We start from the raw sequence: 25,006 nt of genomic DNA, 5'->3' as shown, positions 1-25,006 counted from the left end.
GGGGAATGGTCATCGGGCCGCCGCCGGCACGGCGGCTTGGAGAGCCGGTCGGGTGAAGGCTGGCGCCGATTGGGGCGCACCCCGTGGGGCATCGGGTGCCGTCGCCCGTGTGGCGTCTTGGATCGCTCCTTCGGTTGCCCTTTGCGCCGCCCCTGCCAGCCGGGCCGCCGCCTCCGCGAGCTCCGGACCCGCGCAGGTCCACAGGCGGATGGGCAGGGAGACCGACCGCCCCGGGCTGCGGAAGGATGCGAGGGCGGGGTGGGTGAGCAGGTCGTCGGCCAGCGAAGGCGGCGCGTCGGGCGCGCCGTTCACCACCAGCACGTCGGGCTGGGCCCAGACCACCTCTTCCAGCGCCAGCTGGCCGAGGCGGTCGGTGGCGAGCCGCGCCGCCAGGTTGTCGAGGCCGGCCCGGGCCATCACCTCCCCGGGCAGGGAGCCGCGGCCGGCGGTGAAGCCGTTGGGCCGCAGCACGATGGCGGAGGGCGGCCGCGCCGCCGGCGGCGGCAGGCGGGCGAAGGCCGCCTCCATCCGCCCCACCAGGGCCTCGCCGCGCTCCGGCGTGCCGAGGCGCGCGGCGACGAGGCGGATCTGGGCATAGGCCTCGTCCAGGGTCTGCGGCACGCCCAGTTCCAGCACCTCAAGCCCCAGCCGGCGCAGCAGGGCGGTGGTGGTGCGGGTGGTGAAGGCGCCGACGATGACGAGATCCGGCGCCAGCGGCACAATCTCTTCCGCGAGGCCCCGATTCATCGGCACCTCCCGCGCCAGGGCCGCCACGTTGGAGCTGCGGGGATCGCGGGCGAGGAAGGTGACGGAGGCCACCTGTCCCGGGTCCGCGAGGCGCAGCACCAGTTCGTCCGCGCACAGGTTGAGCGAGGCGACACGCGCGGGCTTCGCCTGCGTGGCGCCGATGCACAACAGGAGGACGACCAGCGCCCCCGCCAGCTGTTTCATGGCGTCCTCAATAGGTGAGCCTGAGCCCGCCAAAGGCGCCGAAGCCCGGAGCGAGGAAGCCGTTGGGGTTCTCGTAGGTCTGGTCGAACAAATTGTCGATGCGCGCGAACACCGTGGCATGGGTGTTCAGCCTGTAGTTGGCGGCAACATTGACCACCGAATAGCCCGGCTGGTCGATGTAGTCCGACGTGAGCCGCACGATGTCCCACCACGACGAGGCATAGACGAGGCTCGCCGAGAGGTCGAGTTCGTCGGTGGGCCGCCAGCCCAGCGTCACGCTCACCTTGGTGTTGGGGCGGCGCAGCGGGGTGCAGGAGGTGGCGTCGATGGGCGCGCAGGCGGCACCGAACGGCTGGCCCACCGGCATGTAGCCGATCACATAAGTGTAAGTATAGTCCACCCGCACATCGAGCCGGTCGGTCACCGCCACTGCGACGAAGGTCTCCGCGCCCTTCGTGGTGGCGCTGGAGATATTGACGTTCTGGTAGGTGGCCGGATCGTAGCTGATGAGGTTGGTGATATCGTTGTGGAAGTAGGTGGCGCCGAAGGTCACGCGCCCGCCCCACAGCTCCTGCTCGAAGCCGGCATCGTAGCCGGTGCTTTCCTCGGGCTTCAGCTCCGCATTGCCGTAATAGGGCGCGTAGAGCTGGTAGAGCGAGGGCGCCTTGAAGCCGGTGCCGTAGCTCGCCTTCAGCTTGGTCCCGGTCTCCGGGAACAGGATGGCCGGGGCGAGGCGGAAGGTGGTGTGGTCGCCGAAGGTGTCGTCGCTGTCGTAGCGGATGTTGGCGGCGCCGAAGAAGCGCTCGCCGATGGAGCCCTGAAACTCGCCATAGGCCCCGGTGTCGCCGGTGGAGGCGTCCACCTCGCTGTAGGCGGTCTCGGAGGTCATGGCCTCGTTGCGCCGTTCCAGGCCCACGAGCAGGTTCTGGCCCGGCGCGAGGGCAAGGTTCGAGCGCAGGTAATAGATCTGCCGGTCGCCCTCATACTGCCCGTTCACCGCGGTGTTGGGGCCGTAGGTGGGGTTCGACGTGGTCATGGCGCTGACGCCGAAGGTGGTGACGAGACGGTCGTCGAACGCGTTCCACACCCCCTCGCCCTTGGTGAAGAACATGCTGGCGAGGCTGGTGGAGGTTTCCGCCGCCGGGATGCCTTCATAGGTGGGCGGCGGATAGGTGTCCGGCGAGAAGGCGAGGCGGCTGTCGATGGAGCGGGCGATGAAATTGACCGCGAGCGCATCCGTCGCCTGATAGTCGAGGCGGGTGGAATAGGTCCAGTTGTCATAGGCGTTGGAATTGACGGGGTAGCCGTAGGGCGCCAGGTTTTGCGGCGTCACCGGGATGTCGGTGGACGCGAAATGGGTGACGTTGAAGGAATAGGCCAGCTTCTCCGTGGACCCCGAGAGCGCCGCCGCCTGGTTGAAGGTGCCCAGCGCGCCGCCCTCCACATAGCCCATGACCTTGGCCGGCCCGTCGCCTTTCTTGGTGGTGACCGAGATGACGCCGCCGATGGCGTCCGAACCGTAGAGGCCGCTCTGCGGCCCGCGCAGCACCTCCACGCGGGCCAGGTCGGTGGCCAGCAACTGCCCGAAATCGAAGGCGCCGTTGGGCGTGGAGGGATTGCCGGCGTCGATGCCGTCGATCAGCACCTTCACATGGTTGGAATTGGTGCCGCGGATGAACACCGAGGTTTGCCCGCCCGGCCCGCCGGTCTGCACCACGTTGAGCCCCGGCAGGGACTGGAGCACGTCCGGCAGGGTGCGCTGCTGGCGGCGCTCGATATCCTCGGCGGTGACGATGCTGACCGAGCTTGCGACCTCCTTCTCCGGGGTCGGGATGCCGGTGGCGCTCACCACCAGCTCCGGCAGGTCGATGGTGTTCTGGTCGTCGGTGGACTGGGCCAGGGCGGGAGCGCTGGCGCAGGCGAGCACCAGAAGGGTGGGAGCGAGGCGCAACTTGGCGCGGTGCGACTTGGCGAGGCGCAACGGCGGGCGCACGGCGCGCGGGGCGCCGGCAATGGGGCAGGGGACGGCGGCAGGCATGAGGCCTCGGCGGGACGAGTGGTCCGTCACCGCGAACGAGGCATCCTTGCGGCCCGAAAGCCTCAAGGATCAACCACCATCAGGACACCCCGCCCAATGTGCTCGCGCGTGACCACGGCTGACGGCAGGTCTCCTGGCTCGCGGGTCACTGTCCTTGCTGCCGCCTTCCCAGACCCGAAGGCCCAGTGGCTGATGGCAGAGGACTCGCCGCTTACAGTTGCGGGGGCAGCCGCGGCATCGCCGGTTGCCCGGTTCACCGCGTTCCCTTTTGATCCCTTGCGGGAACCGTCGCCGATGACGCTAGCGTGGGCGGTCCGGGGGCGTCAACCGGTAACTTGTGAGGGGGGCAGGGCAGGCTTCAGCGGCGATCTGAATTCCTCTCTCCGCCATCTGGTCCCCGCCCGCCGGATGCGCGCCGGTGTCACTGCTCGGCGTCGCTGGTGGTCGTGGTGAGCAGCACGTCCTTATCGCCCTGGATCTCGTACAGGGCGAAATCGCGGCTCTTCAGCATGCCGTTGGGCAGGAAGTCGGCCGAGGAGCTGGCGCCGTCGTAATTGATGGCCTTGCCATCCGCCAGCAGCTTGGCGCCCTGCGCGAAGGTGGTCACGCGCGCACCGGGGCCGTTCGCCACCTTCATGATGTGCTCGGCGATCCTTGGGCCTTCCGTGGACCTGGCGCTGGCGATGCCGAGCAGCAGCAGGTTCATTTCATCATAGGCGGCGCAACCATACGGATTCTGCACCTGCCCGTTGGGCTTGAGGCCCACAAGGTCGAGGTAGGCGTCGTAGGTGTCCTTGCCCACCGGCGGCACCGGCGAGCCGTGCAGGATGCCGTTGGCGGCGGTCCCCACCGCCTGCTTGAACTGCGGACCGACGGCGAAGGACAGGGCGAAAACCTTGCCCTGGTAGCCGCCGCGCACCAATTCGCGATACACCGGCGTCAGGTCGGTGACATAGCCGGCGAGGAACAGGGCCGGCGCCCCGGATTGGATCAGTCGTTCCGCCTCGGCGCGGTAGGAGACCTGGTTCGGATTGTAGTAGAGCGGCTCGCCGACGATCTTGCCCCGCACCTTCTCCAAAGCCTTGCTGAAGCTTTCGCCCATGGAGGCCGCGAAATCGTTCTTCGGGCCGGCGAAGGCGATCTTCAACTCGCCGCGCTTGGCGGCGAGATCGGCCAGCGCCACGCACCAGGCCTTGTTGAGCGGCTGCAGGTTGAAGCACAGGCCCTTCCTGTCGCCGTTCGGCAGGGTGTCGGATGAGCCGGTGAAGATCTGGACGACATTGGCTTCCTGGCACAGGGGCATGATGCCGAGCGTCACCGACGAGGCCCAGGTGCCGAGGATGGCGCTGACCCGGTCGGCGTCGATCATCTTGCGCGCGGCGCGCACCGCAGCCTCGGGGTTGGTCTCGGAATTCTCGGAGATGAGCACCACCTGGCGGCCGAGCACGCCGCCCTGCTTGTTCACCAGTTCCACCACCGCCTTGTGCGCCTGCGCCTTCTCCGGCCCGTAAGGTCCGCCGCCGCCGGACAGCGGCACGAGGCTGCCGACCTTGATGGGCTCGGACTGGGCGAGGCCGTGGCGCAGCAGCGCCGGCGCGGCGACGGCGAGGGTCGATCCGGTGAGGAAGAGCCTGCGTGTGACGTCCATGACCATTATCCTTTCAGTGCGGGGCGGCGGGTGGCGGGCATGACGGGGGTGTGCCGGGGCTCGGGCAGCAGCCCCTCGGGGCGGAAGCGGATGACGAGGATCAGCACCGTGCCGATGACGATGAAGCGCAGCGCCGACACCTGCTCGGCATCCAGGAAGCCGAGCCATGGGGTCAGGAACCGGCTGCCCTCGTAGAGGGTCACCACGGCCAGCGCCCCGACCACGGCGCCGCGCATGTTGCCCGGCCCGCCGACGATGACCGACATCCACACCAGGATCGCCACCGGAGTGGTGAAATTGTCGGGGGTGATGGTCTGCACGTAGTGCGCATAGAGCGAGCCGGCGGCCGCCATGAGCATGCTTCCGATCACGAAGGACTGGAGGCGATAGACAAAGACGTTCTTGCCCAGGGTGGCCGGCACCAGTTCGTCTTCGCGGATGGCGCGCAGCACCCGGCCAAAGGGCGTTCCGGCCAGGCGCAGCATCAGTGCGAGGGTGACGGCCACCCCGGCCAGAACGACGCCGAGCACCATCCATGCATTGGCCGTGCGCCCGAAATCGGCGAGGACGGGGCGCGTCATGATCAGCAGCCCCTTGGGGCCGCCGGTCAGCCAGTCCTCGTTGTTGAAGATGAGCCGGACGGTTTCGGCAAAGCCCAGGGTGACGATGGCGAGGAAATCGCCGGACAGGCGCAGGCAGAGCAGCGCCAGCAGCCCCCCGGCGACCGCCCCGGTCGCCATGGCCACGGCGAGGCCGCCGACGAAGGGGGCGTGGAAGGTCTCGGTGGCGATGCCGCTCGCATAGGCGCCGAGGCCGAAGAAGCCCACCACGCCGAAATTGACGAGGCCGGTGAGCCCGAACTGCAGGTTCAGGGCAAGCGCCAGGATGATGTAGATCCCGGCAATGGTGAGGATGGCGACGAGATAGGCATCCATGGCGCTTACTTTCGATCCACCGTGATGCCCAGCAGGCCCTGCGGGCGCAGCAGCAGCACGAGGGCGATCACCACGAAGCCCACGGCGCCCTTGTAGGTGGGCGTGAAGTGGGCGGCGGTGAGTTCCTCCGCGAGGCCGATGACGACGGCGCCGATGGCCGCTCCCAGCGGCGAACCGAGCCCGCCGACGATGGCCGCGGCGATCACCGGAATGGCGATGGCCCAATTGAGGTTGGGATCGATGGCAAGGTCCACGCCCACCAGCGTGCCCGACAGGCCGAACAGGGCGCCGGCGACGATCACCCCGAAGGCTTCCACCCCGGGCACCGGCAGGCCGCGCACATTGGCGAGGGAGGGATTGTCCGCCACTGCCCGCAAGGCCCGGCCGATGGGCGTGAAGGTGAGCAGCGCGCCCACCGCCAGGGTGGCCACCAGCGAAATGGCAATGACCGCAAGGGTCTCTTTCGGCACCCGGAGGCCGGCGAACATCAGCGGGCCGGTGAGCGGCAGGTCGAAGCCCTTCACCTGCGCACCGAAGCAGAAGCGGATGATGTTCTCGATCACGAAGGACAAGGCGATGGACACGAGAAGCAGCGTGCCACCGCTCCGCCCGCGCAACGGCCGGAAGACCACCCGGTCGCTGAGCGCCACCGCGCCGGCGCACACGCCCATGGCACCCACACCCCCGGCCCAGAGCGGCAGGCCGAGGGGCGCGTTCAGCGTCCAGGCGGCGAAGGCGCCCATGGTGACAAAGCCGCCGGCCGCGAAATTGGCGTAGCGGAACAGGGTGAAGATCAGCGTGAAGCCGACTGCAGCCGGCGCCAGGATGGCCGCGGTGGCAAGCGCATTGATGAACATCTGCATCAGGCAGCCTCGCCGAAGAAGAGAGCGCCGAAATCGGGCTCCTGGGCCAGAATTGCGGCGCTGCCGGCCCGGACCACCCGGCCGTCCACGAGGACGAGGGCCCGGTCCGCCCGCTCAAGGGCTGCGCGGGCATTCTGCTCGACGATGAGGATGCCGAGGGCGGCCGCGGCGGCGAGCTGGCGCAGCACGTCCAGCATCTCGCCGACCAGCAGGGGCGAAAGACCGGCGGTGGGCTCGTCCACCAGCAGCACGCGGGGGCGGGCCATCAGCGCCATGGCGAGGGCCACCATCTGCCGCTGCCCGCCGGACAGGCCGCCGGCCCGCTTGTGCATGTAGGGGCCCATGGTGGGCAAAAGCGTCGTCACCTCCGCGCGGCGCTGCGCGATGTCCTTGCAGCCCCAGGCACTGACCGACAGGTTCTCGCTGACCGAGAGGGTGCGGAAGACGTTGCGGTCCTGCGGCATGAACACTGCGCCGGCCTGGGCGCGGGCCGCGGGCGAAAGCGGGGCCAGGTCCCGGCCGTCCAGCGTGAGCGTGCCGCCGGTCACCTTCGCCACCCCTGCGATGGACTTGAGCAGGGTCGACTTGCCGGCTCCGTTCGGCCCCACGAGGGCGACCATCTCGCCGGGGGCGACCTCAAGGTCGACGCCGTGGACGATGTCGCCACCGCCATAGCCGGCGCGCAGGTTCTGAAGGCGCAGCAGGGTCATGCGGCCTGTCCCAGATAGGATTCGATGACGGCGGGATTGGCGGAGACGTGGGCGAAGCTGCCCTCCGCGAGCACGCGGCCGGTGGCCATCACCACCACCCGCGAGGCCAGGGCGCGGATGAACCCGATATTGTGCTCGATGATCACGAAGGTCTTGCCGTGTTCGCGATTGAGACGCTGGATGAGCAGCGCGATTTCTTCCACCAGATGCGGTGCCACGCCGGCGGCGATCTCGTCGAGGAGGATGGTGTCCGCCTCCGCCATCAGGCAGCGCGCCAGCTCCAGCAGCTTCTTCTGCCCGCCCGAGAGATTGGCTGCGGGCTTGGCCTCGTGGTCCGAGAGCGAGACCAGGGCCAGCACCTCGCGCGCCCGTTCGGTGGCGGCGCGCTCGTCGCGGCGCACGGCGGCGGGGCGGAAGAGCGCGCCGGTCAGCCGCTCGCCGGCATTGGCGCGGGCGGCGAGGAGCACGTTCTCCAGCACCGTGAGCTTGTCCAGCTCGCGGGCAAGCTGGAACGTGCGCACCAGGCCCAGCCGGGCGAGGCGGTGGGGCGGCAGGCCGGTGGCTTCCACGCCGTTCACCACGAGACGGCCGGCATCGGGCCTGAGCACGCCGGACATGAGGTTGAACAGGGTCGTCTTGCCGGCGCCGTTGGGGCCGATGAGGCCGAGGATCTGTCCCGGTTCCACGAGGAAGGAGACGCTGTCCACGACGGTGACGCCGCTGAAGCGCTTGGTGAGCCCGTTGGCTTCGATGCGGGGCGGGGCGTCGGCGGGGGTCCCGGTCATGGCCGCCGCCGTGCGGAGCTTGTCCGAGGCTTGGCCGCGGCGCCGCTTTCCCGTGCGAGAATGGTCTCAACCGCATCCACCAGCATGGCGAGGACGTCGCGCACGCGGGCCTCGTCGCGATGGATGTTGTCCTGGATGCGCAGCCCGCGCAGGGTGGAGACGATGAGGGTGATGACCACGTGGATGCGCTCGGGCGGCAGCCCGGACACGGTGAACGCCTTGACGCCCAGGTCTTCGTAGGAGCGGAACAGGTCCGTGAGGATCTGCTCCACCGCCTCGCCGACCCGGGTGTCGCGGCCGGTGACCATGAGGTCGAGCATGGTGACGAGGGCATTGGCCCGGAACACATCCTCGTAAAGGCGCTCGACGAAGGCCGTGACATCCGTGCGACCCGCGCTCATGTCGTCGGCGAGTGCGGCGACGATGTTCTGCGCGCGGCGCCAGAAATGGGCGGCGGTGTCGATGATGAGTTCGTCCCGCGTGGGGTAATGATGCAGCATCGCGCCGCGGGAGACGCCACATCGCTGTGCGATGGCGGCGGCGGATGCGGCATTCACACCCACTTCGGCGATGAGTTCCTCGGTCGCGGTGCGCAGCCGGGCGCGCATGGCGGCGCCTTTCAGCTCGCGGCCGTCGGCAGTCTCGCCTTCGTTTCTGAGGAGGATCGTTTCCATGGTGAAAGCCTGACACGCGGCGGTTCCGGTCGCGCGCAAAAAAGACAGTCATGACTGCTTGTTTTATGCGCAGCCGTTTTCGGCCATCGGTTCGTATCTCACCGGAGGCGGATGCAGGGGACTCTTTGCTGTCTTGAGTGCCGATCCGAGGAAATAATCGTGATGAAAATTTATTCATGTTAGACAAATTTGAAAACAGATTCCCGATAATTCATGATTTAGTTTAGCAAAAATATGAATGTCAGTTGCAAAAAAGCTTAATAAGTTGAAATGTATAAGTATTTATTTGATTTAATCCTGTTTGATGCCGCGCCGCGCGCCGTGTACATCGGGTCATCGCTTCGGCCCATGTTCAGTCCTGGCAGGTGTCGCGCCTCAGGCATGGAGAGAAAAGTTGCTCGCTCGGGAGACGCCGATAAGGGACATGCCCCCCATCGGGGCGGTGGCCGCCGACCTCGTGATTGTCGGCGCCGCGCAGGTGGTGCTGTGCGATCCGCGCCAGCCCGACGGGATCGGGGTGGTGGAAGGCGGGGCCGTCGCCGTTCGGGGTGAGCAGATTGCGGCCGTGGGACCGCAGGCCGCGATCATGCCGTTGATCGGGGCGCAAACGCGCATCGTCGACGCCAGGGGCGGCGTCTTGGCCCCGGGGCTCGTGGATTGCCATACCCATCTCATCTTCGAAGGCGACCGCTCCAGCGAATATTTCCACCGGACCCGGGGGCTGGACGATGCCGGCCTCACCGCCGCCGGCCTGCCCTGGGGCGTCCCTGCCTCCCGCGCCGCCAATGCCGGGCTACCCGCCGGGCGCCTCGCCGAAGCCGCCCTGCGCCGGGCCCGCAGCATGCTCGCCTGCGGCACCACCACCATCGAGACCAAGTCCGGCTACGGGCTGGACCATGACAGCGATATTGCCTCGCTGGAGGCCGCCCGGCTGGTGGCGGAGGTCACCGGCGTCGAGGTCGTCGGCACCTATCTGGGCGCCCATGCGCGGCCGACGGAGGGGGCGGCGCGCTATCTGGACCGGATGATCGCCGACACCATCCCGGCGATCGCCGAGCGCGGGCTGGCGGAATTCTGCGACGTCTATGTGGACCCGGACGTTTTCACCATCGACGAGTGCCGGCGCGTGCTCGCCGCCGCTGCCAACGTGGGGCTTGCCGCCAAGCTGCACACCGACGCGCGCGTCAACATCGGCGGTGCGCGGCTGGCGGCGGAAATGCGGGCGGCTTCGGTCGACCACGGCAACATGCTGAGTGACGACGACCTGCGCGTGCTGGCCGATGCCGGCACCAGCGTCGCCGTCTTCCCCGGCTTCGACTGGGCCGTGGGCCATCCCCGGCCGGTGGATGCGCGCCGCTTCGCCTGCTCGGGCGTCAACGTGGCCCTCGCCACCGACCTGTGCCCGGTGTGCTGGCATCTCTCCCAGCAGGTGACCATGGGCTTCGCCTGCCGCCTCTCGGGCCTGTCGCCGGAGGCGGCGCTGCTGGGGGTCACGCTCAATGCGGCGAAGGCGATCCGGCGCGACGCCCGGATCGGCTCGATCGCGCCCGGCAAGCAGGCGGACCTGGTGGTGTTCGACGTGCCGGACTTCCGCCAGCTGGCATTCCGCTTCGGCGCCAACGCGGCGGCGGTCGTGATCAAGAAGGGCCGCGTCCTGCTGGACGCGACCGCGCTCAACCCGAGGGACGATCGATGAAGGACAGGAGCAACGAGGGCCTGTGGGCGTGGCGGCAGCCGGAGAACCACAACCACATGATCGCGCTTCAGGAGACCGGGCCGGCGGCGTCCGGTGACGGATCCATCGAGCTGGCCTTCTTCGGCGGCTCGGCCTTCCGCATCACGACCCCCGGCGGCCTGACGCTGATGCTCGATCCCTGGCGCAACCCGCCCTGGGGGACGTGGGACTGGTACCTCTACGATTTCCCGAAGACGCAGGTGGACGTGGCCCTCTCCACCCATGCCCATTTCGACCATGACGGCCTGCATCAGCTCAGCGCCAACGTCATCCTGGACCGGCTGATCGGAACCTACAGCTTCGCCGATGTGACGATCACCGGCATCGCCGACAAGCACGTGAGCGACAGCCGGCACAATGCCTATGACTGGGCGGAGATGACCCGCCGCCTGACCCATGTGGGCACGACGCCGCCCGACAACTGGCGCTCGTTCGACAATTGCCTGCTGATCGTTGAGGTTGCCGGCCTCAGGATCCTGCATTGGGGCGACAACCGGCCGAACCCGCCGGACAGCGTGTGGGAGAAACTCGGCGAAATCGACATCCTGCTGCTCCCCGTGGACGGCTCGCAGCACGTCCTGAGCTATGCGCAGGCGGATGCGGTGGCGGAACGGCTGAAGGCGCGCCTCATCGTGCCCCATCACTACGGCATCTGGGACGTGACCACGCGGGGCTCCACACTGCTTCCCCCCGATCCGTGGGTGAAGGCGCGCCCGGATGCCATCTGGGCGGAAGCGGGCGCGGTGCGGCTCGCCCCCGCGTTCGTCAAGGCTCAGGCCCGCCGCGTCTTCTGCTTCGGGGAGAAGGTCGCCTTCGACAAGCCGGACATGAAGGCCATGCCGAAGGGGGCGTGAGGCGACGCGGGCCGCCGCTCAGCGGGGAATGGCCCGTTCGGCGGCCATGCGCCAGACGATTTCGGCCGCGTGGGAGGCGAAGCTCCCCGCGCGCCGGGCCAGGCAGAGGGTGCGGGGAAAGCTCGGCTCAAGCGGCGTCACCGTCACCCCGGCATGGGTCTCCGGCACCGCCGTCTCGGCGATGATCGACACCCCCATGCCGGCCCGCACCAGGGCCAGGATGGAGGTGATCTGCTGGATCGAATGGCGGATCATGGGCTCGTGGCCGCCGCGGGCGAACCAGGCGCGCACCAGCGGCTCGCTGCCGCCCTTGGTCATGATGAAGGGAGCCGCGGCCAGCGTCTGCGCGTCGAGCGTCCGGCGCCGGGCGAGCGGATCGCCGGTCCGCACCAGAGCCATCAGGTGATCCTGCTTGAGGGGCAGCAGGTCAAGGTCCGGATCCTCGGTTTCCACGATGGTGGCGAAGTCGACCCGGCCGTCATGGAGCGCCTGCAGGGTCGGCTGGTCGGTGTTTTCGGTGATCTCGATCTGGAGCCGGGAGAAGCGCCGGCCCACCGCGGCGACGAGCTGCGGCAGGATGTGGGTGGAGGCGGACGCCCCGAAGGAGGCGATGCGCACGAGGCCGTCCCCCTGTGCCCTGCAATCGTCCAGGCGGCGCGCCGTCAGGCGGGCGAGTTCATCCTGCCGTTCGGCATGTTCTGCCAGGATGCGGCCTTCCGCCGTGAGCGCCATGGGCCGGCGCCCGCGCATGACGAGGGCGAGGCCGCAGATCTCCTCGGCGCGGACGATGGCCTTGCTCGCCGCCGGCTGGCTGACATTAAGGGCCCGGGCCGCCTCGGTCAGATTGCCGAGCCGTTCCACCAGGGGCAGCAGGCGCAGGGCGAGCAGGGGAACGGCATCGAAGGGGACAGCGGCCATCTGAATAACCAGAGGTTATTGGATTATGCCACTTCATTCTGCCCAAGAATAAGCCTGTCGTCACCCGAAACGTCCGGTCCGCCCCGTGAGCATCGCCCTCAATCCCTTCATCGCCGGTATTCCCGCCAATCCCCTGCGCGCCCTTTTCCCGTTCGCGGCGCGGCCGGGCATGCTCAATCTGGCCAGCGGGCATCCCTCCCGCGATGCCTACGACCATGAGGGCCTTGCGGAGGCGCTGGCGAAGGCGGGTGCCGACTTCCCGGCATGGACCTATGGGCCGAGCGCCGGGGATCCGCTGCTCCTGGAAGCACTTCAGGACCACATGGCCGAGGTCCCCGCCGGCCATCGCCTGCTGGTCACCTCCGGCGCGCAGCAGGGCATCGACCTTGCCATCCGCACCCTGGCGCCGCCCGGCGCCGCGGTGCTGGTGCCGGAGCCGGTCTATCCGGCGGTTCTCTCCGCCTGCGCAGCGGTAGGTGTGCGCGCCGTGGGGTATCGCACCGATGCGGCGGACACCGCCATGGCGGGGCTCGCCGAAGCCCTGGCCGCGACCCCGGACGTGCGCGCCCTCTACGCCCTGCCGACCTTCGGCAATCCCACCGGCGAGACGCTCGCCGAGACGCAGCGGCTGGCGATGCTCGCCCTCTGCGCGCAGCGCGGGGTTCCCGTCATCGAGGACGATCCGTACCGTGCCCTGTGGTTCCGCGCCCCGCCGCCACCCAGCCTGATGGCGTTGGCGCCGCAGGTGCCCGGCGCGGCGGTCATCCATCTCGGCAGCCTGTCCAAGATCATCTCGCCCGGGCTGCGCCTCGGCTGGGCCGTTGCGCCGGATGCCGTCGCCGGACCGATGCAGGAGGCGCGCCAGGCGAGCGACCTCCAGCCCAATTCGCTGGCCCAGCGCGTGGCGCTGCATTACCTGCGCCTCGGGCGGCTCGACACCCATGTGATGCGTGTGCGCGGCCTCTATGCGGCGCGCCACGATGCCCTCGCCGGACGCCTTGGGGGGGCCGGCTTCCTCATGCCTGCGGTCGAGGGCGGAATGTTCGTGTTCGCGCGGATGCCTGCCGATGCTGCCCCAGACGGTCTGTTCGAGCGCGCGGTGGCCAACGGCGTGATGTACGCACCGGGACCGGCCTTTTCGCTCCGCCCCGGAGAGGGGGCGTATGCGGAGCGGATGCGCCTGTGCTTCGTCGGGCTTTCCGATGGCCAGGTGCTGGACGCCGCGGATCGCCTCATTGCGGTGGTGAGGGGCTGACCATGTTCCAGATCCTGCTCGCCCTGCTGCCCGACTTCAGCCTGATCGCGCTCGGCGGCGCCCTGCGCCTGAGCTTGTCCCCGGATGCCTGGAAGGGCATCGACAAGCTGAATTTCCAGGTGCTTTTCCCGGCGCTGATCTTCACCGCGGCGCTCAGCAAGGCGCCGGATGCGGGCGACGTGCTGGTGATCGGCGTCGGGGTCTGGTTGATCATTGGCCTGGGCTTCTGCCTCGCCTGGCCGTTACGGCGGCTCGGTCCCGAGCGCTTCCTCGACTTTGCCGGCCTGTGGCAGACGGCCTGGCGCTTCAACACGGCGCTGGCCTTCGTGGCCGTGCAGACGCTGCCCGAGACGCACCGCGCCCTCATGTCCATCGCCATCGGCATGGCGGTGCCGCTCGCCAACGTGCTCGCCATCGGCGCGTTGTCGCGCGGGCATGCCCTGTCGCTGCCGCAGATGATCCGCCAGATCGTGACGAACCCCTTCTTCGTCGCCAGTGTCGCGGGGATGGCGCTCTCCATGCTGCGCGTGGACCTGCCCCCGCTCCTGCTGAAGCCGGTCCGGATGCTGGCCACGGCGGCGGTGCCCATTGCGCTCCTGTCCATCGGCGCGTCGCTGAACTGGCGCGCGCTCGCCAGGGTCAACCGCTTCTCCGCCGCCCTCAACGCCATCAAGCTGCTGATCCTGCCGGCCGCCACCTGGGCGCTGGCCACGGCCGTCGGGCTCGATCCGGTGCGGACCAGCGTGCTGACCCTGTTCGCCGCCCTGCCGACGGCCTCCGCGGCCCATGTGCTGGCGTCCGTGTTCGGTGCCGACAGGGAAGCGGTCGCCACCCTCATCGCTCAGTCCACGCTGATCGGCTGCGTCAGCCTGCCCCTGTGGCTGGTGTTCCTGAACACAGCCGCGTGACGTGTCCCCAATCTTCAGGGTCGTTCCATCCGGCCTTCGATGCCATGGCGTGCCGGTCAACCGCGCCGCGTGAGCCTTCCGCCTGCCGGACATTTCCGCGATATTTCAACCCTGTCCGGCGCGGACAAGATCGATGGACCTTCAGTCGTCGTCATCGTGGTCCCGGTCATGGCGGATGCGCTCAAGGCTGGCGGGGTCGTACTTGGCCTTCAGGCGCGCGCCCTGGACATTTGTGGCGCGGACCTTGTAGCAGCCGTCGTCGGAGCGGATGGATTGCACGCTCCAGCCCTCGGCTTCCAGCTTCTTCTGGAGGGCTTCGCGCGGCTGCCAGTCGGCGAGGGGCACGGTGCAGTCGCGGTCCGCGGCCGCCGGTCCCGCGGCGAGGCAGGCGGCGAGCAGGCAGCCCGCAAACCAAGTGCTTTTCACCTTGCGCTCTCCTCCGCATGCCCTGCGCTCAGGTGAAGCATGCGCAGCTGACGCCCACCTGAACACCGGGATGCATTCTGCCGCCCCATCATCACCCGGCTGCGCTAGGTTGGCACGCCGCGGGCCGAGGTGACAGATGCGTATCCTTTTGGTCGAAGACGATCCCGTGCTGGGCATGGCCGTGCGTGACCAGCTGGGCGCGGACGGGCACTCCGCCGATTGGGTGACGCGCCTCGACGAGGCCGGCATCGCCCTCCATGCCGCCGCCTTCGAGCTCGTGCTGCTCGACCTCATGCTGCCGGACGGCCGCGGCACCGACTTCCTGAAACAGCTGCGCAGCGCCGGCGACGTGACGCCGGTCATGGTGCTGACCGCGCGCGACCAGATCTCCGACCGCATCGCCGCCCTCGACGCCGGGGCCGACGATTATCTGGTGAAGCCGTTCGACCTGTTCGAGCTGAGCGCCCGCATCCGCGCCGTGGGCCGGCGCTATGCCGGCAATCCCAACCCGCTTGTCACCCTCGGCGATATCGAGGTCGATCTCGCCGCCCGCTCGGTGCGGCGGGCCGGGCGGCCGGTGGCGCTCACCGCCCGGGAATGGTCCCTGTTCGAAGCCTTCGTGCAGCGGCCGCACCAGCTCATGTCGAAGCCGCAGCTGGAGGAACGGCTCTATTCCTTCGACGCGGAGGTGGAGAGCAACACCATCGAGGTCTACATCGGCCGCCTGCGCAAGAAGCTCGGTGCCGACATGATCGAGACGGTGCGCGGCATGGGTTATCGCCTCGGCACGCCGGGAGCGGGCGCGTGAGCGGGCCCGTGAGCGGCGTGCGCCAGTCCCGCCGGTGGAGCCTGCGCCGGCGGCTCGGGCTGTGGCTCGCGGCCTCGGTTGCCGCGCTGTGGCTCGCCGCGGCCACGGTGGCGGGGCTGGTGCTGCAGCACGAGATCGGCGAAGTGTTCGACAGCGCGCTGCAGGAGGTGGCGCAGCGGGTGCTGCCGCTGGCTTATTCGGAGCTGCTGTCCCGCGAGGCCGGGGACGCTCCCCAGCACATGGCGCCTATCGGGCCGCATCGGGAATACATCACCTATGTGGTGCGTGACGGTGACGGGCGGGTGCTGCTCCAGTCCAGTGACGCGGAGCTGATGGCGATTCCGCCAAGCCTCGCCCCGGGCTTCCGCACCACCGATCGGCTGCGCACCTACACCGAGGCGGCGGTGCGGGGCACCATCGTGGTCACTACGGCAGAGGACCTCGGCCACCGCGCCGCCGCGGTGCGGCGGGCCGTGATGGCGCTGATCTGGCCGCTTGTCGCTCTGGTGCCCATCGCGCTGGCCGGCGTCTGGCTTGCGGTCCGGCTGTCGCTCAAGCCGGTGCTGGCGTTCCGCCGGGCCATCGCGGCGCGCGGCCGCGGCAATCTCACGCCGGTTGCGGCGGATGGCCTGCCGGAGGAGATGGCCCCCGTCGCCACCGCGGTCAATGCGCTGATGGAGCGCCTGCGCGGGGCGCTGGAGGCGGAACGGGGCTTCACCGCCAACAGCGCCCACGAGCTGAGAACCCCCATCGCCGCGGCGCTGGCCCAGACCCAGCGCCTGCTGGCCGAACTGCCGGAGGGTGCCGAGCGCCAGCGGGCGCGGGACGTGGCCGGCGCGCTCCGGCGCCTGTCCCGCCTCTCCGAGAAGCTGCTGCAGCTGGCGAAGGCCGAAGGCGGCGGCCTTCTGGCCGAGCATCCGGCGCCGCTCGGCCCGGTGCTGCGCCATGTGATCGCCGAGCTCGACCACCAGACCGACCGCCAGACCGACCGCCAGACCGACCTGGGCGCCGACCTTGTGGTGACGATCCCCCCGGACGGCGGCCCGGTCAGCGATCTCGACCCGGACGCCTTCGCGGTGCTCGCCCGCAATCTCATCGAGAACGCCCTGAAGCACGGCGCGCCTGATCGCCCCATTGATGTGCGGCTGCGCGAGGATGGCTTCGAGGTCGCCAATCGCTGCCCCGTGGTGCCGGCCGACCGGCTGGCGGCGCTGCTGCGCCCGTTCGAGCGCGGGCCGACCCAGGCGGAGGGCTCCGGCCTCGGCCTCGCCATCGCCGCCGCCGTGTGCCGCGGTGCCGGGCTGAGGCTCGATCTTGCCTCGCCGATCCCGGGGGAGGCGGACGGCTTCCAGGTCACGGTGCGCTTTCCCGCCCCGATCCTGACGGGACGCTGAACGCCATTCCACGCGCCCTTCAGGTCGGCGTCAGGTGCGTCAACGAGGGTGAACCCGGTCAACACCAGCCGGGAGGCACCCATGAAAACGCGCACCCTGATCGGGGCGGCACTTCTCTTGTCCACCACGGGCATCGGCATCGCCCTGGCGGCGGCGGACCTCCATTCCCTGTCGCCCTTCGGTCCCGAGCGGCACGAGCGCCGGGCGGCTTCCGGTCCGGACGGCTCCGTGCGCCTTGCGGACTCGAAGTCCGGGCACAGGCGCGATGGCGATCACGATCGCCGTCACCCCGAAGATGATGATGATGACGACGACGACGACGACGATGACGATGATGGCGGCCGCCGCGGCCGCAGTGACGGCCGCAGTTTCTTGCCCCAGGCCGGCCCCGCCGATCCCGACGCGCCGGTGCCCGACAACGGCCTCTTCAACGGCAAGGCCCGGCCCAAGGTCGAGGTGCAGTGAGCCTGTCCCCCGTCCCATCCCCGTCCCCGTCCCCGTCCTGCCCACCCAGGAGCCGACCGATGAAATTCGTTCTCCCCGCCGTGGCCGCCACCGCCGCGCTGATGGCCCCCGCCCTTGCCGAAGCCAGGCCGGTCACGTTCGAGACCACGCTGAAGGCCTACGGCGGCAATGGCGCCTATGTGGTGCTCTACGTCACCGACGCCGCCGGGGCCTACAAGGGTACCTTGTGGATGGCCGGCGGCAAGGCGAAATACCATCGCCACCTGTCCGGCTGGCAGCGCGCCTCCGGTGGTCGCCCGGCGGAGATCGACGGCATAACCGGCGCCAGCATCGGCTCCGGCAAGACGCTGAAGATCAGCCTGGACCTTGCCGACGCCATGATCGATGCCGGCTACAAGGTGCATGTGGACACCGCCGTCGAGGACGGCATGGACAACCCCTCCGAGGTGGTGGTGCCGCTCGCGGCCGCCGCATCCGGCAAGCCGGTTGCCGGCAAGGGCTACATCAAGTCCCTCACCATCACCTTCTGACCGAAGCGGATCTCCTCATGCTGCGCGCTCTTCATGGGCTGCCGGGCGTCGTGCTGGCGCTCGGCCTCACCCTGGTCGCCGTCACCGGTGCCGCGCTTTCGCTCCAGCCGGCGCTGGACCGCGCGGCGGTTCCCGTGGTGCCTGCGGGCATCAGCGTCGCGCGCCTCGCGGCGCAAGTCGCCGCGCGCCACTCGGGCATCACCGCCATCCGCCAGCGGCCGGACGGCGGCATCACGGTGACATTCGACGACGGGGACGCGCACGGCGTGGAGCGGGTCGATCCCGCCACCGGCGCGGGGCTCGGCCCCTATCAGGTGTCCGAGGCGACGCGCTTCATCACCAATCTCCATCGCTCCTTCCTCGCCGGCGACGCGGGCCGGGCCGCGGCTGGGCTGGGCGCTTTGGCCATGCTGGCGCTGAGCGTGACCGGCGCGCTGCTGCTCGCCCGCCGGCTCGGCGGCGCGGGGGCATTGCTGCGGCCGATCCGCGGCACGCCGGCCCAGCGCTGGCATGGCGAATTGGGGCGGCTGGCCGTCGCCGGCCTCGTGCTGTCGTCGCTCACCGGCCTGTGGATGTCCGCCGGCACCTTCGGCCTCATCCCCGAGGCGCAGGGGATCATGCCCGCCGTCACTGCGAGCGGCGGCGCGCCGGCATCGGTGGGCACGCTCGCGGCGCTGCAGTCCGCGCCGTTGGCGGAGCTGCGCGAACTGAGCTTCCCCGATCCCTCCGACCCCACCGAGGTCTTCACCTTGCGCACCGCCGCCGGCGAAATGCAGATCGACGCCGCCACCGGCGCGGCCCTGGCCTTCGCCCCGGCCACGACGCTGGAGCGGATCAATGAGCTTGTCCGCACCCTTCACACCGGGCGCGGCGCCATTCTGCTCAGCCTGCTGCTGGGGCTGACCTCGGCCGCGGTGCCGGTGCTGGGGGCCACCGGTATCGCCCTGTGGGCGCGTCGGCGGGCGGCCCGTCCGCGCGTCGCGGCGAATGCGCCGGCGCGCGGCGCCGATACGGTGATCCTCGTGGGCAGCGAAGGCCATTCCACCTGGGGGTTTGCCGGCACCCTGCATGCGGCCCTGACCGCGGCGGGGCACCGGGTGCACATCGCCGCCATGAACGAGGTCGGCGCGGCGCATCTTGCCGCCGACCGGCTCCTGATCCTCACCGCCACCTATGGCGACGGCGATGCGCCGGCCTCGGCCAAGGGCTTCCTGTCCCGGCTCGCGCGCTTGCCGGGGTGTCCGCCGGTGGCGGTGCTGGGCTTCGGCGATCGCAACTTCCCGCATTTCTGCCGGTTCGCCCAGGAGGTCGCCGACGCGCTGGAGGCGAAAGGGTGCCCGCGCCTTCTGCCCCTGAAGCGGGTGGATAGGCGCTCGGCCCAGGAATTCGCCCAATGGGGGCAGGACCTCGGCGTCGTGCTGGGCCACGATCTCACGCTCTCCCATGTGGCCGAGCCGCCGAAGACCCTGTCGTTGATGCTCGCCGGGCGTGAGCTTTATGGCGAGGCGGTGGGCACGCCGGTGGCGATCCTGCGCTTTCACGCCGGGCCTGAGCCGCGCACCGCCGCGCCCGGTCGCCTGCCATCCTTCGCGGCGGGGGATCTGGTGGGGATCGTGCCGCCGGGGGATGGGATGCCGCGCTTCTACTCGCTCGCCTCGTCCACCCGCGACGGGGTGCTGGAGATCTGCGTGCGGCTGCGCGAGGGCGGGCTGTGCTCCGGCTTCCTGCACCGGCTGGCGCCTGGCGGCACCATCAACGCCTTCATCCGCGCCAATCCGGCGTTCCGCCCGGCGGCAGGGCGCGCGCCGCTGATCCTCATCGGCGCCGGGGCCGGCATCGGGCCGCTCGCCGGCTTCGTGCGCGCCAATGCGGCGGAACGGCCCATGCACCTTTATTGGGGCGGACGCAGCGCCGCTTCCGATTTCCTCTACGAGCACGAACTGGCCCAGCATCTGGCGGAACGGCGCCTGACCTCCCTCAAGACCGCCTTCTCGCGGGATGGCGAAGGCGGCGCCTATGTCCAGGACCGCATTGCCGCCGATGCGCCGCGCCTGCGGGAATTGCTGAAGCAGGGCGCGCAGATCCTGGTGTGCGGCGGCCGCGACATGGCCGAGGCGGTGACCCGCGCCTTCGAGCCGGTGGTGCGCCCCCTCGGCCTCGACCTTGCCGCCCTCAAATCGTGTGGCCGCTATGTCGAAGATGTCTATTGAGGCCCCGTATCGCCACGCCCTGAGCGGCCCTGCCATGGGGTCGCGCTGGTCGGCGCTGTTCCACGCTGCCGCAGATGTGGACGAGGCCGCGTTGACAAGCCGCCTCCAGGGCGTCGTCGAGCGGGTGGAGCAGCAGATGTCCACCTGGCGTCCGGGTTCCGACCTGGAGCAGCTCAACGCCGCGCCGGTGGGCACCTGGGTGAAGATCCCCCCCGCGCTGGCGCATGTTCTGGCCACGGCATTGGAGATCGGCCGCCTGTCGCAGGGGGCGTTCCACATCGGCGTGGGCGATCTGGTCAAGGCGTGGGGCTTCGGCAGCGGCTCGCGCGTGCCCGACGCCCGGCGCATCGCGGCGCTCGCCGGCCGCCCGGCGTTCGAGCCGCCGAAGACGCTGCAGCTCGATCCGGCAGGCGGTCGCGCGCGCCGGCTGGCGCCGCTGCGGCTCGACCTCTCCGGCATCGCCAAGGGCTTCGGCGTGGACGAGCTGGGGCGGGAGATGACGGCGGCGGGCCTCGCTTCCTGGCTGGTGGGCATCGACGGCGAGATGCGGGCCGAAGGCACCAAGCCCGATGGCCGGCCCTGGACCGTCGCCCATGAGAAGCCCACGCCGGGTGCGCGGGAGATCCTCGGGGTGCTGGAGCTGTCCGGCGCCGCCGTCGCCACCTCCGGCAGCTATCGCCACCAAAGGGAGGTCGAGGGGCGCATGCTCTCGCACACCATGGACCCGTTTCGCGGCGCGCCGCTGGAGAACGACCTGGTCGCCGTCACCGTGCTCGCCGAGACCTGCATGGCGGCGGATGCCTGGGCCACCGCCCTGATGGTGCGCGGGGCGATCGAGGGCCCGGCGCTCGCACGCCGCCTGGGCCTCGCTGCGCTGTTCGTGCGGACCGATGGGGAGGTGGTGGCGACATGGCCATGAATGGCCCGCCGGGTCCATATCTGGCGATGCGCGACGCCGGTTCAGGCGTGCGACAGGGCGACGTGCTTCAGCGCGACGTGCTTCAGGGCGACGTGCGACGTGCTTCAGCGCGACGTGCGGCGTGCGACTTGGGTCATGCCGCTCCGCCGTCCGTCCGGTCGGCCGCGGCCATGTAGGGCATCATCTCGGCTGGCGTGCCGCGGGCGAGGATGCGCCCGGCCGCCATGAGCACGATCTCGTCCATGGCTTCGAGCCGCGCCGGGCGATGGGTGACAAGGAGCAAAGCGCGCGCCCTTGTGGCCTCCAGCACGGTGTCGAGCACGCGCCGCTCGGTCTCGGCGTCGAGGCCCTCCGTGGGCTCGTCGAGAATGACGATGGGCGCATCCTTCAGCAGCGTGCGGGCAAGGCCCAGGCGGCGGGCCTCCCCGCCGGAGACTTTTGCCCCGTGGGCGCCGACGAAGGTCTCAAGGCCCTCGGGTTGGGCCTTGATGAACGACAGGATGCCGGCGCGGGCGCAGGCTGCCTCGATCTCGGCGGAGGACGCCTGCGGCGACGCGATCAGCAGGTTATCGCGGATGGTGGCGGAGAACAGGTGGTCCCGCTGGGCCAGCACCGTCATGCGTTGGCGCAGGGCGTCGGCCTCATACTCCTCCACCGGCGCCCCGGCGAAGGCGAGGGCCCCCGGGTCCGCCGCGCGGAAGCGCAGCGCCAGGGCAATCAGGCTGGACTTGCCCGAGCCGCTCGGCCCGATGACGGCGATGCGCCGCCCCGGCGCGAGGGTGAGGTCGACGCCTTCCACCGCCGGCGCCGACGCGCCGGGATAGGTGAGCCCGGCCCGCGCGAAGACAAGCACGCCTTCGGCTGGCACGGGCCTGGGTGCCGCCGGATCGGGCACCGGAACCGGCCGGTCCACCAGCGCGAAGATGCGGCGGGCCGAGGCGAGCGTTCCCGGCAGGGTCTGGAATGCCAGCGGCAACGGCGCCACGGCATCGAACAGGGCCAGCACCAGCAGCGCCAGCATGGGCAGGTCGGCGCCGGGCAGGCTGCCGTCGAGCACGCGCGGGGCGCCGATCACCATCACCAGAAGCAGCGTCGTCTGCGCGGCGAGGCCGACCCCCGCACCGGCAAATCCGGCGATGCCGGCGAGCCGGCTCTCGTCGGCGATGAGGCTGTCGCTGGCGGCATCCAGCGCGGCGCGATGGCGCCGGCCCGGATCGTAGATGTCGAGTTCGGCCCGGCCTTCCAGATGGTCCACCAGCAACGTGTTCAACTCCGCCGTGCGGGCGGTGACCCGCCGGGACGCCGCCGCGCCCAGCCGATGCACCAGCAGCGGCAGGCCGAGCCCGCCCATGAGCGCCGTGACCAGCAGGACAGCGGCCATGGTGCCGTCATGGGCGGCCACCACGAAGAGCCCGGCGGCCAGCACCAGCAGCGCGGCCAGGGCCGGTGACAGGATGCGCAGGAAGGCGAATTCCAGCCGGTCGATATCACCCTTGAGGTGGGTCAGCAGGTCGCCGCTGCGCTTGTCCTCCAGCGCTGCCGGGGCGAGGGGCGTGAGGCGCACGAACACCCACGGGCGCAGGTTGGCCACGAATTTCAGCGTCGCCTCATGGCCGACGATGCGCTCCGCATAGCGCCCCGCCGTGCGGATGATGGCGAAGGCGCGGATATAAGCCGCCGGGGTGAAATAATTCATGCTGGCGCCGGCGGCTCCGGCCAGCGCCATGGCGGTGATGAACCAGCCGGAGGTCGCCATCAGCGCCACATGCGCGAGGCTGGCGAGGGCGGACAGCAGGACGGCGAGGGCCATCCAGCCCGCCTGCGGCCGCATGAGGGCGAGGAGGCGCAGCGCGTCCTTCACTGGGCAGCCTCCGGGGTCGCGGCTTCGCCGGTGCGCAGCAGGCCGGCATAGAGCCCGCCGCGGGCGAGCAGCGTCGCGTGGTCGCCGTCTTCCGCGATCCGTCCGTCCTTCAGGACCACGATGCGGTCCGCCCCCTGGATGCCGGCGAGGCGATGGGCGGCGACAAGGCCGGTGCGGCCGGGCAGCAGCCGGGCGAGCGCCTCCTGCACCTTGGCCTCGCTCTCGCCGTCGAGATGGGCGGTGGGTTCGTCGAGCACGATCATGGGCGCGCCGCGGTAGAAGGCGCGAGCCACCGCGAGGCGATGGGCCTCGCCGCCCGAAAGCCCGGCGCCGCCTTCCCCGATCCGTCCGGCAAGGCCGCCGGGAATGGCCGCGACCACATCGGCGAGCCCGGCATCGGCGATGGCGCGCTCCAGACGCGCGGGGTCGGGGGCCGCCTCGCCGGGGGCGATGTTGGCGGCCAGCGTGCCGGCGAACAGGCGCGGGTGCTGCGGCACGTAGCCGATGCGGCGGCGCCAGGCGGCAAGGTCCAGGTCCGCGAGCGGCACGCCGTTCACCAGAACCCGGCCCGCGGTGGGTTTCACAAAGCCGAGCAGGAGGTTCAAAAGCGATGTCTTGCCGGCGCCCGAGGGACCCACCAGCGCCACCGTCTGCCCCGGCGCGACGGTGAAGCTTACCCCGCAGAGCGCCCGCCGCCCCCCGGCAAAGTCGAGATGAACGTCCTCGAACCGGATCTCGATGGCGTCGGGCGAGGGCAGGGGGGTCGCGCCGCCGGTCTCCGCGAGCTGCGGCAGGTCCTCCAGCGCCACCATGCGTTCGGCTGCGCCGAGGGCTTCCATGCGCGCGTGATAGGCGGTGCCCATGGCCCGGAGCGGGGCATAGAATTCCGGTGCCAGCAGCAGGATGAAAAGGCCTTCGAAGAAGCCCATGCCGCCCCACAGGAGGCGGAAACCGATGAGGATGGCCACCAGCGCGATGGAGACCGTGGCGAAGAATTCCAGCACCAGGGACGAGAGGAAGGCGACGCGCAGCACCGCCATGGTGTCGCGGCGATAATCGTCCGCCACTTCCGCCACCTGCCGCGCCATGCGCCCGGCGGCATTGAAGGCCTTCAGCGTGGCGAGGCCCTGCACCGCGTCGAGCAGGTGGCCGGACATGCGGGCGAGGCGGCGCCACTGCTTCTGGTTGAGCGCTTCCGCCCCCTTGCCGATGAGGATCATGAACACCGGGATGAGCGGGGCGGTGACGAGGAAGATCAGCGCCGACATCCAGTCGAGGGGGAACACCACGACGACGATGGCGAGGGGCAGCACCACCGCCAGCACCGAGGCGGGGATATAGCGCGCATAATAGGGCTCCACCGCGCGGACGCCCTCGGCCAGTGCGGCCACCATCTCGCCGGTTCGGGTCTCGGCGAGGCCGACGGGGCCGATCTTCTCCACCCGGTCGACGAGTTCGGCCCGCAGCGCGCGCATCACCTTGGCGGCGGCGGCGAAGCCGAAGCGCTCGGTGGCCCAGACCGTGCCGAAGCGCAGGACCATGGCGGCCAGGAGCCCGGCGATCTCCACCGGAAAGGCACCGATGGGCTGGTGCCGGAACAGCACGCCATCGAGGATCCGCGCCACCAGGAAGGCCTGGGCGATGATGAGAAGGCCCGTCACCACCGAACAGGTCAGGGTGAGGCGCAGATCACCCTTCGCCGATCCCCTGAAGCGGGAGATGAAGGCCGACGCGCGCTTGCGGCCGGCCTTCTCGTCGGGCGCACGCTCGGTGGGGATGGCGACACCTCCGTGTGATCAGGGCGCGGTCACTGGGTCGAGCGGTTTCGTTGGGCCCATTGAGCGCGTTCTGGATTTCGAGCCACATGACATGGTTGCGCCCATGGTCAATGCGACCGTGACGCCCAGATCCCATGGTTCAGGACCCATGCGAGATACCACATGTTTCCGGCTCCTTCACTGCGATGAAAAGCGCGATTGCAGGGCGGGCGCGATGCGAAGGGGTGATGAGCCGGCCCTCGCGCGGGACCAAAGGACGGTCGTGCCTCGGTTGAAATTGAGCCCCGTTGCCACTCCCTCTGGCGCCCGGACCCGGCTGTTACCTCGTGCGGTTCCCAAAA

22 protein-coding genes and 1 riboswitch are annotated in these 25,006 nt (G+C 70.1%); of the genes, 10 read left to right on the top strand and 12 right to left on the bottom strand.

From position 1 onward, the window contains the following. Nucleotides 1-9: 9 nt before the first annotated feature. The 8 genes from V5F48_RS03085 to V5F48_RS03050 form a co-directional block, all read right to left on the bottom strand. Nucleotides 10-951, bottom strand: coding sequence for an ABC transporter substrate-binding protein (locus tag V5F48_RS03085; RefSeq protein WP_394039956.1), 942 nt, complete (start codon nucleotides 949-951; stop codon nucleotides 10-12). Nucleotides 952-958: 7 nt separating this feature from the next. Continuing rightward, a complete protein-coding gene (locus tag V5F48_RS03080; RefSeq protein ID WP_394039954.1) occupies nucleotides 959-2,989 on the bottom strand; it encodes a TonB-dependent receptor plug domain-containing protein in 2,031 nt (676 codons plus the stop codon). A 106-nt stretch (nucleotides 2,990-3,095) separates the two neighbouring features. Next, nucleotides 3,096-3,294, bottom strand: a riboswitch (cobalamin riboswitch). 116 nt (nucleotides 3,295-3,410) lie between these two features. Beyond that, the gene (locus V5F48_RS03075; protein ID WP_394039952.1) at nucleotides 3,411-4,637 is read right to left on the bottom strand and encodes an ABC transporter substrate-binding protein; all 1,227 of its coding nucleotides are present in this window, start codon (nucleotides 4,635-4,637) and stop codon (nucleotides 3,411-3,413) included. A 5-nt stretch (nucleotides 4,638-4,642) separates the two neighbouring features. Continuing rightward, nucleotides 4,643-5,572 (bottom strand): branched-chain amino acid ABC transporter permease, encoded by a 930-nt coding sequence (locus tag V5F48_RS03070; RefSeq protein WP_394039951.1) that lies wholly within the window; start codon nucleotides 5,570-5,572, stop codon nucleotides 4,643-4,645. A gap of 5 nt (nucleotides 5,573-5,577) precedes the next feature. Continuing rightward, nucleotides 5,578-6,435, bottom strand: coding sequence for a branched-chain amino acid ABC transporter permease (locus V5F48_RS03065; protein WP_394039949.1), 858 nt, complete (start codon nucleotides 6,433-6,435; stop codon nucleotides 5,578-5,580). Then, the gene (locus V5F48_RS03060) at nucleotides 6,435-7,145 is read right to left on the bottom strand and encodes an ABC transporter ATP-binding protein (protein WP_394039947.1); all 711 of its coding nucleotides are present in this window, start codon (nucleotides 7,143-7,145) and stop codon (nucleotides 6,435-6,437) included. Before V5F48_RS03060 ends, V5F48_RS03065 begins: the two co-directional genes overlap by 1 nt. Further along, nucleotides 7,142-7,930 (bottom strand): ABC transporter ATP-binding protein, encoded by a 789-nt coding sequence (locus V5F48_RS03055; RefSeq protein ID WP_394039945.1) that lies wholly within the window; start codon nucleotides 7,928-7,930, stop codon nucleotides 7,142-7,144. The genes V5F48_RS03060 and V5F48_RS03055 overlap by 4 nt, the downstream gene beginning before the upstream one ends. Next, on the bottom strand, nucleotides 7,927-8,604 hold the full coding sequence (locus tag V5F48_RS03050; RefSeq protein ID WP_394039943.1) for a TetR family transcriptional regulator: 678 nt from the start codon (nucleotides 8,602-8,604) through the stop codon (nucleotides 7,927-7,929). The genes V5F48_RS03055 and V5F48_RS03050 overlap by 4 nt, the downstream gene beginning before the upstream one ends. 424 nt (nucleotides 8,605-9,028) lie before the next feature. On the opposite strand from V5F48_RS03050, the gene hutI reads away from it, so the two are divergent. After that, complete coding sequence (hutI, locus tag V5F48_RS03045) at nucleotides 9,029-10,300, top strand: imidazolonepropionase (RefSeq protein WP_394039941.1); 1,272 nt, start codon at nucleotides 9,029-9,031, stop codon at nucleotides 10,298-10,300. Next, nucleotides 10,297-11,193, top strand: a complete 897-nt coding sequence (locus tag V5F48_RS03040; RefSeq protein ID WP_394039939.1) for an MBL fold metallo-hydrolase — start codon at nucleotides 10,297-10,299, stop codon at nucleotides 11,191-11,193. The genes hutI and V5F48_RS03040 overlap by 4 nt, the downstream gene beginning before the upstream one ends. An 18-nt stretch (nucleotides 11,194-11,211) precedes the next feature. Here the strand turns inward: V5F48_RS03040 and V5F48_RS03035 are convergent, their stop codons facing one another. Further along, entirely contained in the window at nucleotides 11,212-12,111 is a 900-nt protein-coding gene (locus V5F48_RS03035; RefSeq protein ID WP_394039937.1) for a LysR family transcriptional regulator, read from the bottom strand. A gap of 85 nt (nucleotides 12,112-12,196) precedes the next feature. On the opposite strand from V5F48_RS03035, the gene V5F48_RS03030 reads away from it, so the two are divergent. Beyond that, complete coding sequence (locus V5F48_RS03030; RefSeq protein WP_394039935.1) at nucleotides 12,197-13,366, top strand: aminotransferase-like domain-containing protein; 1,170 nt, start codon at nucleotides 12,197-12,199, stop codon at nucleotides 13,364-13,366. Between the two features lie 2 nt (nucleotides 13,367-13,368). Then, nucleotides 13,369-14,274 carry an AEC family transporter gene (locus V5F48_RS03025; RefSeq protein WP_394039933.1) on the top strand — a complete coding sequence of 302 codons (906 nt, stop codon included), beginning with the start codon at nucleotides 13,369-13,371 and terminating at the stop codon, nucleotides 14,272-14,274. A 141-nt stretch (nucleotides 14,275-14,415) separates the two neighbouring features. Here the strand turns inward: V5F48_RS03025 and V5F48_RS03020 are convergent, their stop codons facing one another. Next, a complete protein-coding gene (locus V5F48_RS03020) occupies nucleotides 14,416-14,700 on the bottom strand; it encodes a PepSY domain-containing protein (RefSeq protein WP_394039932.1) in 285 nt (94 codons plus the stop codon). Between the two features lie 136 nt (nucleotides 14,701-14,836). Between V5F48_RS03020 and V5F48_RS03015 the strand changes: the two genes are divergently transcribed. The 6 genes from V5F48_RS03015 (at nucleotide 14,837) to V5F48_RS02990 (ending at nucleotide 21,026) form a co-directional block, all read left to right on the top strand. Next, a complete protein-coding gene (locus V5F48_RS03015; RefSeq protein WP_394039930.1) occupies nucleotides 14,837-15,508 on the top strand; it encodes a response regulator transcription factor in 672 nt (223 codons plus the stop codon). Beyond that, complete coding sequence (locus tag V5F48_RS03010) at nucleotides 15,505-16,902, top strand: sensor histidine kinase (RefSeq protein WP_394039928.1); 1,398 nt, start codon at nucleotides 15,505-15,507, stop codon at nucleotides 16,900-16,902. The genes V5F48_RS03015 and V5F48_RS03010 overlap by 4 nt, the downstream gene beginning before the upstream one ends. 81 nt (nucleotides 16,903-16,983) lie before the next feature. Next, on the top strand, nucleotides 16,984-17,367 hold the full coding sequence (locus tag V5F48_RS03005) for a hypothetical protein (protein WP_394039926.1): 384 nt from the start codon (nucleotides 16,984-16,986) through the stop codon (nucleotides 17,365-17,367). Between the two features lie 59 nt (nucleotides 17,368-17,426). After that, complete coding sequence (locus V5F48_RS03000; RefSeq protein WP_394039924.1) at nucleotides 17,427-17,897, top strand: DUF2271 domain-containing protein; 471 nt, start codon at nucleotides 17,427-17,429, stop codon at nucleotides 17,895-17,897. 17 nt (nucleotides 17,898-17,914) lie between these two features. Beyond that, nucleotides 17,915-20,107, top strand: a complete 2,193-nt coding sequence (locus tag V5F48_RS02995; protein WP_394039922.1) for a PepSY domain-containing protein — start codon at nucleotides 17,915-17,917, stop codon at nucleotides 20,105-20,107. After that, on the top strand, nucleotides 20,088-21,026 hold the full coding sequence (locus V5F48_RS02990; RefSeq protein ID WP_394039920.1) for an FAD:protein FMN transferase: 939 nt from the start codon (nucleotides 20,088-20,090) through the stop codon (nucleotides 21,024-21,026). The genes V5F48_RS02995 and V5F48_RS02990 overlap by 20 nt, the downstream gene beginning before the upstream one ends. A gap of 133 nt (nucleotides 21,027-21,159) precedes the next feature. On the opposite strand, the gene cydC is transcribed toward V5F48_RS02990, so the two are convergent. Together cydC and cydD are read right to left on the bottom strand one after the other, a co-directional pair. After that, nucleotides 21,160-22,887: a thiol reductant ABC exporter subunit CydC gene (gene cydC, locus V5F48_RS02985; RefSeq protein ID WP_394039918.1), complete on the bottom strand. Its 1,728-nt coding sequence runs from the start codon at nucleotides 22,885-22,887 to the stop codon at nucleotides 21,160-21,162. Beyond that, nucleotides 22,884-24,608, bottom strand: a complete 1,725-nt coding sequence (gene cydD, locus V5F48_RS02980; protein ID WP_394040161.1) for a thiol reductant ABC exporter subunit CydD — start codon at nucleotides 24,606-24,608, stop codon at nucleotides 22,884-22,886. Before cydD ends, cydC begins: the two co-directional genes overlap by 4 nt. Nucleotides 24,609-25,006: the final 398 nt, after the last annotated feature.

Origin of the sequence: Xanthobacter autotrophicus ATCC 700552 (assembly GCF_043194565.1) — a bacterium.
GTDB lineage: Bacteria > Pseudomonadota > Alphaproteobacteria > Rhizobiales > Xanthobacteraceae > Xanthobacter > Xanthobacter autotrophicus_F.
The sequence above is the reverse complement of the archived record's forward strand: the minus strand, read 5'-3'. Positions and strand labels throughout refer to the sequence as shown.

Bases quoted from the DNA above. Each gene is read 5' to 3' on its own strand.
- V5F48_RS03040 (WP_394039939.1), top strand. From the start codon at position 10,297: ATGAAGGACAGGAGCAACGAGGGCCTGTGGGCGTGGCGGCAGCCGGAG.
- V5F48_RS03075 (WP_394039952.1), bottom strand. From the start codon at position 4,637: ATGGACGTCACACGCAGGCTCTTCCTCACCGGATCGACCCTCGCCGTC.
- V5F48_RS03065 (WP_394039949.1), bottom strand. From the start codon at position 6,435: ATGCAGATGTTCATCAATGCGCTTGCCACCGCGGCCATCCTGGCGCCG.
- V5F48_RS03055 (WP_394039945.1), bottom strand. From the start codon at position 7,930: ATGACCGGGACCCCCGCCGACGCCCCGCCCCGCATCGAAGCCAACGGG.
- V5F48_RS03060 (WP_394039947.1), bottom strand. From the start codon at position 7,145: ATGACCCTGCTGCGCCTTCAGAACCTGCGCGCCGGCTATGGCGGTGGC.
- V5F48_RS02990 (WP_394039920.1), top strand. From the start codon at position 20,088: ATGTCGAAGATGTCTATTGAGGCCCCGTATCGCCACGCCCTGAGCGGC.
- V5F48_RS03000 (WP_394039924.1), top strand. From the start codon at position 17,427: ATGAAATTCGTTCTCCCCGCCGTGGCCGCCACCGCCGCGCTGATGGCC.
- V5F48_RS03085 (WP_394039956.1), bottom strand. From the start codon at position 951: ATGAAACAGCTGGCGGGGGCGCTGGTCGTCCTCCTGTTGTGCATCGGC.
- V5F48_RS03015 (WP_394039930.1), top strand. From the start codon at position 14,837: ATGCGTATCCTTTTGGTCGAAGACGATCCCGTGCTGGGCATGGCCGTG.
- V5F48_RS03050 (WP_394039943.1), bottom strand. From the start codon at position 8,604: ATGGAAACGATCCTCCTCAGAAACGAAGGCGAGACTGCCGACGGCCGC.
- V5F48_RS03080 (WP_394039954.1), bottom strand. From the start codon at position 2,989: ATGCCTGCCGCCGTCCCCTGCCCCATTGCCGGCGCCCCGCGCGCCGTG.
- V5F48_RS03025 (WP_394039933.1), top strand. From the start codon at position 13,369: ATGTTCCAGATCCTGCTCGCCCTGCTGCCCGACTTCAGCCTGATCGCG.
- V5F48_RS03005 (WP_394039926.1), top strand. From the start codon at position 16,984: ATGAAAACGCGCACCCTGATCGGGGCGGCACTTCTCTTGTCCACCACG.
- hutI (WP_394039941.1), top strand. From the start codon at position 9,029: ATGCCCCCCATCGGGGCGGTGGCCGCCGACCTCGTGATTGTCGGCGCC.
- V5F48_RS03035 (WP_394039937.1), bottom strand. From the start codon at position 12,111: ATGGCCGCTGTCCCCTTCGATGCCGTTCCCCTGCTCGCCCTGCGCCTG.
- V5F48_RS03070 (WP_394039951.1), bottom strand. From the start codon at position 5,572: ATGGATGCCTATCTCGTCGCCATCCTCACCATTGCCGGGATCTACATC.
- V5F48_RS02995 (WP_394039922.1), top strand. From the start codon at position 17,915: ATGCTGCGCGCTCTTCATGGGCTGCCGGGCGTCGTGCTGGCGCTCGGC.